Genomic DNA, 11,753 nt, shown 5'->3' with positions numbered 1-11,753 from the left:
GGTAGAGCTACTCGGTGCTAGTCGATGGGGAGGAGTGTGTCGGCGCCGATGGATGGCCGTCTGATTCGAGAGAGTTCGGTGGTGAGTTTCGCGGCGGTGTCCAGCACGAGATCGGCGAATCGTGAGCGAAGGTCGGATTCGGTGACACGGAAGATCGGGCCACCCACGCAGATCGCTGCGACCACGGCGCCGGTGGCGTCGAAGACGGGTGCGGCGATGGAGCGCACTCCGAGCTCACGTTCTTCGAGGCTGAGGGCGTATCCGTCGCGGCGGACGTCGTCCATCACTCGATGCAGCTCGGCGGCGTCGGTGATGGTCGAGTCGGTGTATCGCGTCAGGTCCAGTTGGTCGATGATCCGATCGCCGACCCCGGACGGGAGAAACGCGAGAATCACCTTGCCCTGACTAGTGGCGTGCAGCGGAATAAGTTGTCCCGGTTCGCCATACATCTGGACGGAATGTGACGAGGCCATGCAGACCAGGTAGGTCAACCGTAGGCCGCGACGCACCGACATGAATACCGTCTCGGTGGTGACGTCGCGCAGTTCTGCCAGCAGCGGCCGGCCCAGATCCTCGAGCGCGTAGCGATCGACGCTCTCGCCCGCAAGTACCTGAATCTGCGGTCCGGGAGAGTATTTTCCCGACGCCGCGTCCTGCACTGCGAAGCCGCGGTCACGTAGGACGCGCAGCAGTCGGTGCGCCGTGGGGACGGTCAGGTCTGTTGCCTTCGCGATGTCACTAGCGGTAATCCCCTCCGGGTGGAGGGACACTCGGGTCAGGACGTCGAGAAGGCGGTACGCGCTCTGCGCTCCGGGCGTTTCCATATTGTGGACCTCTATCCATAGTGTGGATTGCGCTTAATGTAATCCACATCACTATGGCGGTCAAGGGAGTGCGCCGAAGTTGCCGCCTTACGCAATCAGGACGTGGTTGACCAGACACTCCGGGATAGACTCGGCTGCAATCTATTTCAAAATCACAAGTGGCCACCGCGGTAGACAAAGGACGCTGACGAGCCCCAGCGGGCATATCCGCTCGGGCTCGTCAGCGAGAAGTGCGGCCGAAACCGCGAAACCGTCAGCCGGTGGACGCCGCCTTCTTGAACGCCACGACGGCCCGCCCGGAGATCACGGCCTTGCCGGTGCCGACATCCGTGATCGCCAGGTCGAAATAGGCACGGCCGGTATGCGGATCGACCTCCACGCAGGTGACCGCGGCATCGACGACCGAGCCCACGAATGTCGGCGCATGGAGTTCGAAGGTGTAGCTCTTCGAGACCCCGCCGGGAGCGACGAGGGCGGTCAGTGCCGACTGGACATAGCCGGCCACCAGCATCCCGTGCGCAACCCGTCTTCCGAACGGCGTCGACGCCGCATACTTTGCGTCGACGTGGATCGTGATCGGATTGTGGTCGTCCGACAGGTCGGCGTAGGCATCCACCGCATCCGCATCGACCACGAACCGTCGAGTCGCAGTATCCCCCACTTTTAATGACGCAATCGTGACGATCTCTGCAGTCACGACGCCCAGCCGGCCCTGGTGATGACGAGAACGTCGGAATGGGCGCGGACCTGAACACTTCTCATCGTTTGCATATTTGCTCCCATGAATCCTTCGGGGGTGACTACGTTCGCCACGCTGAGCGGAGCGCCGCGCTGCCGCGCTGCCGTGCGGGGCGAATCTCTCCCCGCGGTGGACGAAGATCTCGCGGCCTGGGGCCACGCTTTTCGCGGGCGCCCCAGCTCACCGTAGAGGGCACGGGGCGCAACTTCAAGAAATCGCTTACCGCGTTGGTCGACCCCAGTATGTGGCCATTCCTAGACCGACGTCCGTGGATCCGCGCCTTCATCGGCGGGTTGCGGCACACCGACCAACCAGAAACCTGACAGTGGGATCTGGATCGATCCATTCCTATCTCCGCAGATGACCGGCCAGATGCCGGTCCGGCGCCTGAAATATCCTACGAACTGGTGAAACACGCTCTTGGATCGCTCCAGGTCGTCGTGTATGGTCTGTATCGCAGGTCACACAGGATGAGAGAAAGGACCGCGGCCATGGGGCGAGTCACCCTCTCCGACGTCAGTCGCCACGCCGGCGTGTCCCGGTCGACGGCGTCCCTCGTCCTCAACGACAGCCCGAGCGTCGCACCGGAGACCACACGCCGCGTGCGTGAGTCGATGAAGACCCTCGGATACGTCTATAACCGACACGCCGCCATGCTCCGCAACCCGCGGTCGATGACCCTCGGCCTGGTGGTCACTGAGGTGCAGAACCCCTACTTCGCCGAACTCGCCATGACCCTCGAGGACGTCGCCGACCGCGCCAACTACGCCGTCTTCATCGGCTACAGCCGCGACGACCCGGCCCGCCAGCGGCGGCTCCTCGACCGGCTCGTCGAACGCAGCATCGACGGGTTGATCCTGCTGCCGGCGGGCGACACCCAGGCGACGGAGATCGACGACCTGCTCGCGTCGAGCGGCATCCCGCTGGTACTGCTGGCCCGACACTTCGACCTCAGCCACGACTACGTCGGTGCCGACAACGTCGAAGCCGGACGCCTGCTCGGCCACCACCTGCGTTCGATGGGCGCGCGGACGGTGGCCATGGTCGGAGGCCCCCAGCACACCTCCGCCCGCCGCGAGCGTGAGCAGGGCTTCCTCGCCGCCATCGCCGGATCCGACATGACCATGTACGCCACTGACGGCCTCTACGGGGAGGCCACCCCGGACGGTGGCGCCGACGCCACCCGCCGACTGCTCGACCGCGGTGAGATCCCGGACGCGATCGTGGCCTACAGCGACATCGTCGCCGTCGGCGTCTACGCCGAACTGACCCGCCGCGGCCTCGAGCCCGGCCGCGACATCGCCGTCGGCGGCTTCGACGACATCGCCGGATCCGCACACCGCACACCGCCACTGACCACCGTTGCCACCTTCCCCACCAAGATCGGGGAGAAGTGCGGCGAATTGATCCTCGAACGCATCGGCCAGTCCGTCGCCACTGGCGACACCGCAGCTGCCGCCACTCCGTTCAGTCACCAGCTCGTCGAGCCCGCGCTACGAGTGCGCGCGTCCACCGCCGCCTGGCGTCCTCGCCGCCAATAGGCACACCTCCGCGCCTCCGGACGCCGCCCCACCGCACATCTATACCCATAACCGACAAGTAAGCGCTTTCACAGCTAGGAGCCAGATGATGCACACCCCCCGCGTACTCTCCGCCCGCCACGCCGCCGACCTCGTCCAGGACGGCGACATCGTCACCGTCAGCTCGTCGTCGGGCCTGGGCTGCCCGGACGCGGTGCTCGGCGGCCTCGGACAGCGCTACGAAGAGACCCAGTCCCCGAAGAACCTGACCAGCGTGCACCCGATCGCGGCCGGCGACATGTGGGGCATCAAGGGCATCGACCACATCGCCCGGCCTGGTCTGCTGTCTCGGGTGGTCGCCGGTTCGTATCCATCCGGCCCCTCATCAGCGGAGCCGCCCCGTATCTGGCAGATGATCGAGAACAACGAGATCGAAGCCTACAACCTCCCCTCCGGTGTGCTGTATCAGCTGCACCGCGCGGCCGCCGCGAAACAACCCGGCGTGCTGACCAAGGTCGGACTCGACACCTTCGTCGACCCACGGATCAGCGCCGGCCGGATGAACACCGTCACCCCGGACGCCTTCGTCCGCGTGCACGAATTCGACGGTCAGGAATGGCTGTTCTACGACGCCCTAATACCGAATGTGGCGATCATCCGCGCCACCACCGCCGACACCCACGGCAACCTCACCTTCGAGGAAGAGGCGTCCCCGCTCGGGGCCCTCGACCTGGCCTACGCGGCCCACAACAACGGCGGCATCGTCATCGCCCAGGTTAAGTACCTGGCCGACGGCGGCAGCCTGAGCCCACAGGCGGTGCAGGTGCCGGGCATCCTCGTCGACGCCCTCGTGCTGGCCCCGGATCAGTTGCAGACCACCCAAACCCAGTACGACCCAGCCATTTCCGGTGAGCTGCGTCGCCCGCTGAGCACCCTCGCCCCGGTGCCGTTCACCCTCGAGAAGATCATGGCCCGCCGCGCCGCGGCCGAGCTGCAGTCCGGCGAGATCGCCAACGTCGGTTTCGGTGTCTCCGCGCTGGTTCCCCACGTCCTCGTCGAGGAGGGACTCGCCAACGCGGTGTCCTGGGTGATCGAGCAGGGCCCGGTCGGCGGTGTTCCGCTGCTGGACTTCGTTTTCGGTGTCGCCCAGAATCCGGATGCGATCATGCAGAGCTCGGACCAGTTCACCCTGCTGCAAGGTGGTGGATTCGAGCACACCCTGCTGTCCTTCCTCGAAATCGATCAGCACGGCAACGTCAACGTGCACAGCCTCCCCAAGCGCCGGCACGTCACCGCCGGTGTCGGCGGGTTCGCCGACATCACCTCCGCCGCACCGTCAATCGTGTTCGTCGGCTCCTTCACCGCCGGCCGCCGCGACATCGGTATCGAAGGCGGCGCGCTGCAGATCCGTGCCGACGGCCCGCATACGAAGTTCGTCAAGGAAGTCGACTCGCCCACGTTCTCCGGCAAGCGAGCACTCGCCAACGGCCAGAAGGTCCTGTACGTCACCGAACGCGCAGTCCTCGAACTGCGCCCCGAGGGACTGACCGTCATCGAGATCGCCCCCGGCGTGGACCTGCAGCGCGACATCCTCGACAAGTCCGAATTCGACCTGCTCGTCGACCCGGATATGAAGACCATGGCGCCGGAGTTGTTCTCCCCGCACGTCCAGGGCCTGACCCTCACCCCGCTGCCCGCGCACCCGCGCATGCAGGCACTGCAGAGCTGACCGCGCACCGACCGATAGAGGGACTATTCATGAACACCACTGAGATCCACCAGAACGTCGGCCGCATCGACGTGAACTGGGACCGTGCCGGCCGAGTCGCGACCATCCTGATCGACCGACCCCGCAAGCTCAACGCCCTCACCCTCGAGCTGCTCGACGACCTCTACACCGAACTGCGGGCCATCGAGAACTCCGACGCCCAGGTAGTTTTGCTGAAAACCGCGGGCGACAAGGCATTCTGCGTCGGCGCCGACATCACCCAGTTCGCACAATTCACCCCGGCCCAGATGTGGAAACGCTGGATCGCCGAGGGCCACCGGGTGTTCAACTTCCTCGCCCAGCTGCATCAGCCGACGATCGCAGTCGTCGACGGGATCGCCGTCGGCGGCGGACTCGAACTCGCCCTCGCCTGCGACCTTCGGGTCGGTGCCACCGGTGCCCGCCTCGGACTTCCCGAAACCAGTCTCGGCACCATCCCCGGCTGGGGCGGCACCGCGCGGCTGACCAACGTGATCGGCGCCGCCCGGGCCAAGGAGCTCATCTTCACCCGCCGCCAACTCGACACCGACACGGCCCTGGCGTGGGGCCTGCTCACCGCGGTCGCCGACCGCGACGACATCGGCGCGGCCACCGACGAGCTCGTCGACCGTATCCTCGAAGGCGCCCCCGCCGCAGTACAAGTCAGCAAACAACTCGTCGACGCGGCCGCGGCCGGTGCACCGTCGGCCATCCTCGAAGCCCTCGCCAGCGGATTCACCGCCTCGACCAACGACTTCGCGATCGGCGTCACCGCATTCCAGAACAAGACCACACCGGCCTTCACCAACTCGTAGCCCTCCCCCTCCTCGCTCCCCAGCAGATCCTCGACCGGATTGGCACACCATGACCCTCAATCCACACTCACCGTCCACGGCGGACCCCGAAGCCCACACGGACATCCCGGTGGTCACCACGAAAGACCTCCGCAAAGCAGCGTGGGGCGCATCCGTGGGAAGCGCCCTCGAGTACTACGACTTCGCCCTCTACAGCCTCGCGTCCGCGCTGGTATTCGGGCCGCTGTTCTTTCCCTCCAGCAATGCCTCGACCGGGCTGGTCCTGAGTTTCGCCACGTACTTCATCGGTTTCGCCGTCCGCCCACTGGGCGGGGTGTTCTTCGGCCGGCTCGGTGACCGCCTCGGCCGCAAGTTCGTGCTGATGGCCACCATCATCATGATGGGCGTGGCCAGCACCTGCATCGGCCTGCTGCCGACCTACCACGGCAACGAAGGCGACTGGTACTCCGGCGGGGTCGGCATGCTCGCCCCGGCCCTGTTGATCCTGCTGCGTATCGTCCAGGGCCTCGGCGCCGGCGCGGAGATGGCCGGTGCCTCCATCTTGATGACCGAGTACTCCCCGCCGAAGAAGCGCGGCTTCTACGCCTCGCTGCCGTTCCTCGGTGTGCAGGTCGGCACCGTCACCGCGGCCCTGGTCTACTTCCTCGTCTACCGCGGCCACAGCGAGATCACCGACACCTGGCTGTGGCGGGTGCCGTTCCTGGCCAGCGTCGTCATCCTCGGCGTCGCGATGTACCTGCGGGTCAACCTGAAAGAGTCACCGACCTTCAAGAAGCTCGAGGTCCGCGACCAGATCGACGAGCGGCCGCTGCACAACCTGCTCGAGTATTCGCGCCCGTCCCTGCTGCGCGGCATCGGCCTGCGCCTGGCCGAGAACGGCTCGTCCTCGATGTACCAGGCCCTCGCGGTCGCCTACGTCACGAGCGCCGCGGTCGGCATCAAGGGCCCCATCGGTGCCCTCTCCCTGGTCTTCGCCGCCTCCCTCGGCTCCATCGTGATCCCGATCGCCGGCAAGCTCTCCGACCGGTTTGGCCGGGTCAAGACCTACCGCGCCTTCGCCTACTTCCAGCTGGTGTCCGCGTTCCCGATCTGGTGGGCGCTGAGCCAGGGCAGCGTGGTGCTGACCATCACCGTCATCTCCTTGGCGCTCGGAATCGGAACCTGGGGAATGTTCGGCTCACAGAGCGCATTCATGTGCGAGCTGTTCGGCTCCCGCCAGCGCTACCTCGGCGTGTCGGTGGCCCGTGAGATCTCCGCGGTCCTCTCCGGCGGTATCGCCCCGCTGATCGGCGCCTGGATCATCGCGGCGGTCGTCGCCTCCGACGGCGGACCGGACGTCCCCGGCGCCGGACTCGGATCGTGGGTATTCATCGCCGGGTACCTGTGCATCCTGACCCTCATCACCATCGGCACCACCTACATCACCCCCGACCCGATCAACCGCGACCTGGACGACCCGCGCGACGCGGTCGCTGCTGCACGCGGCTGAAGCGGCTGAGACAAGCCACAATCTAGAGTGAGCCGGTACCGGTCTCCCGCGAGTGGCGCTTCCAGGAGATGGCGTGGCGGCGGTCCGACGGCGGGCGCAAGTTCCCCCTACCGCATCTGGTGGTGCAGACGATACGGCCGCCAAAGCGGAGGAGCACATTGCACCCTCGGTAGGGGCGCGCTGCCGGTCGGCTGAAGGAGTTGGCCGGCCGTAGTCAATGGGAGTCCCGGGTAGTCATGGGTTCCTGCTAGCGAACCTTGGTCGCTAGGTGTACGAGAGTTGTCTCGAGTTTCAAGCTGCTGTGGGCAGCAGCCTGGCGTTATCGATGCACGGTTCGGTGTGAATATCTATGGTGTGCAGTGCTTTACGGATTTCGAATGGAGCCGGCGGTTGGTCGGCGGCGAGCAGGGGGCGCAGCACCCGGTCGTGCACCTTGGTGTAGAAGATCGCGAATCGGAGGCCGTCTGGGTCGAGGCGGTAGGTGTTTCGGCCCGGGATGCGGGTGATGAGCCCGTTTGTCCGGAGGCGGGCCAGGTCGTAGCTGGCCTGGTTCATGGAGTAGTTCGCACCGCCGAGCAGTCCGGTCATCAAGGCTCGCAGGCGCTTGTTGGTGATGCCGGTTACGGCGAGGGTGGTGGTGCACAGGGCGCCGGCCAGGGCCTGGACCCGAGGGTCGCCGAACCGCAGAGCCGGGGCCCTCCTGCCGTCCTCGGTGAGGGTGGGGCGTGCGATCCGCTCAAAGGCTGGACTCGCAAGGGCGCAACCCTGGCCGACACGTTCAGTATCGAGCAGGCGACGGTTGACCGCACGGGCACGGGTCTGCAGTTCGTCGAGGTTGGGAAGCCGACGTAGGCAGCCCAGGTCGCCCGGGTCGTTGACGACGGTTTCGATTCGCAGCGCCCGCCCGTCCGCCGGGTAGGACCGGCGGGTTGCCCCGCCGATCCCCCCTCAGAACCGTACGTGCCACTCATCGCGGCATACGGCTCAAGCAAGCCGCGAGGGCGTGCAGGTTGACTGTGCTGGTGTCCGACCTCGGCGGGCGTGGAGCCCGCGTCGGCAGGAGGCGTGCACGAGGCGGGTTGGATCATTGTGCGGTGGGCCCGGTCGCCCGTGGTGGACGAGGTAGTCCGCGGCTATTGCCTGACGGGTGACGTGCAGCCACCAGCGCTCCCATTCGGTCGGGGATTGTGGCGGCTGTTCGGCGGTGAGCAGGTGGTCCCCGCAGAGCGGACAGCGCGCGTCCTGCCTGGCGAGCAGGCGCAGAGTGTAGTTGTCCAACGGGGGCTTGACCTTTCGTCGCCGCTCGGCCCAGTAGTCGGCCAGGGCGGGGTCATCTGGTGAGGCCGCGCCCTGGACCATGACGTGCCGAACAATGTCGGTCCAGGAAAATTTGATCAGGTAGGCGTCACTTCCGGGGTCGCCGAATACCCACCGATCGTTTCTGAACCTGTTGTGCCTGCCGAAGTGGTGGTCGACGGTCCACTGCTTCGGCTTGTTGTTGTGGTGCCATGTCGCCCATTTGTAGGTGAGTTTCCACATCTGGTGATCCAGTGTGTGGAACACCTTGGACGACACCACACCCCGGTAATAGGCTGCCCAACCTCGAATGATCGGATTGAGCTTGGCGATGACCGCCGCCGCGTTCGATCCGCGCAGTGCGCGGATTTCGGACGCGAGCCGTTGCCGGAGCCGCCTGATGGCCGCCTTGCTCGGCTTGATCAGCAGCTTGGAGTGGTAACGGCGGACGTTGAACCCCAGGAAGTCGAATCCTTCCTCACCGAGGTGCACGATCTGCGTCTTGCCCTCGTTGAAGAGCAGGCCCCTGGGCGCCAGCCATTCCGCGAGCCGCGCCTTGACCTGTTCGGCCTGCTGCCGGGTGTGGCAGAGCGCGACCAGGTCGTCGGCGTATCTGATCACGACCGGGGTGCCTGGCCGTGTGTGCCCGGAACGAGTTCCGGGCGCGTACCGCACCCCGGCGGCCTCCTCCAGCCCGTGCAACGCGACGTTCATCAACAACGGACTGATCACACCGCCCTGAGGAGAACCCTCCTCGGTCGGGGCGAACCCCTTGCCCGGCTCGAACACGCCCGCCTTCAACCATCCCCGGATCAGCTGCCTGGCCGGGAACTGCCCGATCGTGTCGAGTAGGTGGTCGTGATCGATCGTGTCGAACGCCGAGGCCAGGTCCGCGTCGAGCGCCCACACGCGCTTGGCCCGAGGGCCTTTGCACGTTGCGTAGATCGCGCCGATCGCGTCCTGGCAGCTGCGGCCCGGCCGGAACCCATACGAGCGTGGTTCGAACCGGGCTTCCCACTCGGGCTCGAGCGCGTTACGCACCCGAGATTGGTGACACCGATCCATTATCACCGGAATCCCGAGCGGCCTCAGCTTCGCACGGTTTGATGCCTTCGGTATGTACACGCGCTTGACCGCGGAGGGCTCCCAGGTCGGGGTGCTCGAGTGCACGCGCACCGCCGCATCCGCCCGCGCCTCGGAGGTCAGCGCAACCTCCCCGTCGATCCCCGCGGTCTTGCGCCCAGCATTGCGCTGCGTCACCTGCCGCACGCTCACCAGCGTGTTCGACCGGGAACGCAGCATCAGCTTCTGCAGGCTTCTGACCCTGGGCCAGTCGCCCTCCTGCGTCGCCTTGAAGATCCGCTGCCGCAGTCGCCGTACCTCCCGCTCGCAGGTGGACCACTCGACCCGGTCCCAATCGACCGCGTCCAGGTCCATCTCCGGCGGGAGGTCCTTCGGTCCGTTCACCATCAGGCGCCTAACTTGTCCTTGGGTTTCAGCTGTTTCGGCAGATCGTCGTCAAAGGCTCACCTGCCCATGTGGGCGCGCTTTCGCGCCCGGGCACACGGCCCGGTATCCGGCCAGTTATACGAACCGATCGGCGGAGGGCCGATCGACCTCGTTCGCCTTCCTGTCGCCTTTCGGCCGCCGGCATTTGCTTTTTGGGCATCCTGTACCCGCCGGGGACTTGGGCCTTCGTTACCTCCGGCTTACCGCCACCCCCGAGGGCGTGGCGGACCCCGACGGGGTTTCCGTGTTCCACACGCATGAGACACGGCTGGGATTGGGTGCCCCCTGTACCCCGGGGACGGTGGTGTCCACGCGGCCGCGCACAATCCTTGGCCGCCACCTGCCGCCTTTCAACGGCCGGTCCCTGTCACCCTGGCGTCGCAACCCGCCCCAGGATGTGCAATTAACGAGGCATCAGCGAGGGTTCACTGGCATTCACCCCATGCCCAGCCTTCCCCTCGCCTGTGGACCCCGGACGGAGCGGGATCTCTTGGGCTTTCCCGTGAGCTTCGCACCCGACCGCCGCTGGCGGCAGCGGTCACGCACGTCACGGTGGGGACAGGTCTCAGACACTGACCCGGGCTACGTCTTCAGCATCGGCTGACCCTCCAATCGGCATAGCCACTCCTTGCGTGCGACCTCACGTCGCAATTGAGGTACTGCTTGATCCGCGAGTGCCGGTAGAAGGCGTTGACATTGACCTCGGTGCCGTAGGTGACGATCTTGGTCTTGAACTGCCCGGCCGCCGGACGTCCCCGCCGCTGGCCCCGCTTGAAGATAAGCTCGATGACCTCCGGGCGGCCGATGTAGAGATTGTCTGCGACGAGGGCCTCGAAGAATCCGCGAGCATGCCGGGGCGCATCGAACACCATCGTGCGCGAGACCTCGACCTGCCGCATCGACAGCTGCCACCAGTAGCCCGCCGCACGGTCGGCACCGGTGAGCGGCAGCGGCAGGATCGACCACCACCGTTCGGCGAACACCCCAATCGTGCCGGGCCCGAGACGGTCGCAGATCGCCTGTAGTGCAGTGGGGTCGGTGCAGGAGGCGAACCCGTTGGACTGTTCGGTGAAGCCGATCCCGGCCTTGGCCGCCTGCCGTTTGGCCCACTCGTGCCCGTTGACCCAGATCTTGGCCGGATACGGGAAGTAGGCGCAGACCTTGACGAACGCCGGCCCGAAGTCGTCGTCCCAGAGGTAGAAGTAGTAGCAGGTCACTCGCCGGTCGGTCTTGGTGAAGGAGAACCACACCCCCGTGGTCCGCCCGGTGCGTTTGGTCGCGGTGAACACCGGGGCGAACTCCTGTGCGACCCCGATCGCGGCTACCCCCGGCCGACCGGTCTTCGCCTGCCTGCTCAGGTACGGCCCCATCACGTCGATCTTGCGGTCGTGCTTGCCGAACCCCACCACCGGGATGTGGTTGTCGTCGGCGAAACGACGCACCGCCCGGCGGAATGCCGTGCCGATCCTCTCCAGGATCGCCGGCGACGGGATCGGGTAACCCAGGTGTGCGGTCATGAACGACACCACCTGCCCACCGACCTGCAGATTCGGCACATAGGCGTTCAGGTAGATCCGGTCCAGACACTCAACGTCGAGCATCACATGCCCGTCGAGCAGATCATTCACCGTTGTCAGTGCAGCCATGACCACCAGCGTGACCGCAGCTCACCGCCTCGACAAGACCCCCACCTCGGCGGTCCGAGGCGAAGCCTCACTGGTGGTGTGTCTCTGATTTAGCTGATCTTTTCCAGTGCGACGCGGCCGCGCGCAACCTTGGCGAGGATGGATTCGGCGGTCGCGGTCCATTCGTAC

The 11,753-nt window shown here is 66.1% G+C and carries 9 protein-coding genes; 4 read left to right on the top strand and 5 right to left on the bottom strand.

Translation table 11 applies throughout. The features are described from left to right. Nucleotides 1–17: 17 nt before the first annotated feature. A complete protein-coding gene (locus ACFVJ3_RS41120) occupies nucleotides 18–824 on the bottom strand; it encodes an IclR family transcriptional regulator (protein WP_378457534.1) in 807 nt (268 codons plus the stop codon). A 253-nt stretch (nucleotides 825–1,077) separates the two neighbouring features. Next, nucleotides 1,078–1,458: a MaoC/PaaZ C-terminal domain-containing protein gene (locus tag ACFVJ3_RS41115; protein WP_378457533.1), complete on the bottom strand. Its 381-nt coding sequence runs from the start codon at nucleotides 1,456–1,458 to the stop codon at nucleotides 1,078–1,080. Nucleotides 1,459–2,054: 596 nt separating this feature from the next. Between ACFVJ3_RS41115 and ACFVJ3_RS41110 the strand changes: the two genes are divergently transcribed. From ACFVJ3_RS41110 to ACFVJ3_RS41095, 4 genes are all read left to right on the top strand, one after another. Then, nucleotides 2,055–3,104: a LacI family DNA-binding transcriptional regulator gene (locus ACFVJ3_RS41110; protein WP_378457532.1), complete on the top strand. Its 1,050-nt coding sequence runs from the start codon at nucleotides 2,055–2,057 to the stop codon at nucleotides 3,102–3,104. Nucleotides 3,105–3,189: 85 nt separating this feature from the next. Then, nucleotides 3,190–4,812 carry an acyl CoA:acetate/3-ketoacid CoA transferase gene (locus ACFVJ3_RS41105; RefSeq protein ID WP_378457531.1) on the top strand — a complete coding sequence of 541 codons (1,623 nt, stop codon included), beginning with the start codon at nucleotides 3,190–3,192 and terminating at the stop codon, nucleotides 4,810–4,812. Nucleotides 4,813–4,841: 29 nt separating this feature from the next. Continuing rightward, nucleotides 4,842–5,645 carry an enoyl-CoA hydratase/isomerase family protein gene (locus ACFVJ3_RS41100; protein ID WP_378457530.1) on the top strand — a complete coding sequence of 268 codons (804 nt, stop codon included), beginning with the start codon at nucleotides 4,842–4,844 and terminating at the stop codon, nucleotides 5,643–5,645. A gap of 49 nt (nucleotides 5,646–5,694) precedes the next feature. Further along, a complete protein-coding gene (locus ACFVJ3_RS41095) occupies nucleotides 5,695–7,134 on the top strand; it encodes an MFS transporter (RefSeq protein WP_378457529.1) in 1,440 nt (479 codons plus the stop codon). A gap of 291 nt (nucleotides 7,135–7,425) precedes the next feature. Here the strand turns inward: ACFVJ3_RS41095 and ACFVJ3_RS41090 are convergent, their stop codons facing one another. The 3 genes from ACFVJ3_RS41090 to ACFVJ3_RS41080 all read right to left on the bottom strand — a co-directional run bounded on the left by ACFVJ3_RS41090 (nucleotide 7,426) and on the right by ACFVJ3_RS41080 (nucleotide 11,585). Further along, the gene (locus ACFVJ3_RS41090; protein ID WP_378457528.1) at nucleotides 7,426–7,722 is read right to left on the bottom strand and encodes a hypothetical protein; all 297 of its coding nucleotides are present in this window, start codon (nucleotides 7,720–7,722) and stop codon (nucleotides 7,426–7,428) included. Nucleotides 7,723–8,118: 396 nt separating this feature from the next. After that, nucleotides 8,119–9,900 (bottom strand): group II intron reverse transcriptase/maturase, encoded by a 1,782-nt coding sequence (gene ltrA / locus ACFVJ3_RS41085; protein ID WP_378457527.1) that lies wholly within the window; start codon nucleotides 9,898–9,900, stop codon nucleotides 8,119–8,121. Between the two features lie 629 nt (nucleotides 9,901–10,529). After that, complete coding sequence (locus ACFVJ3_RS41080) at nucleotides 10,530–11,585, bottom strand: hypothetical protein (RefSeq protein WP_378457526.1); 1,056 nt, start codon at nucleotides 11,583–11,585, stop codon at nucleotides 10,530–10,532. Nucleotides 11,586–11,753 lie beyond the last annotated feature (168 nt).

Origin of the sequence: Rhodococcus sp. NPDC127593 (assembly GCF_042671975.1) — a bacterium.
Classification (GTDB): Bacteria; Actinomycetota; Actinomycetes; order Mycobacteriales; family Mycobacteriaceae; genus Rhodococcus_F.
The sequence above is the reverse complement of the archived record's forward strand: the minus strand, read 5'-3'. Positions and strand labels throughout refer to the sequence as shown.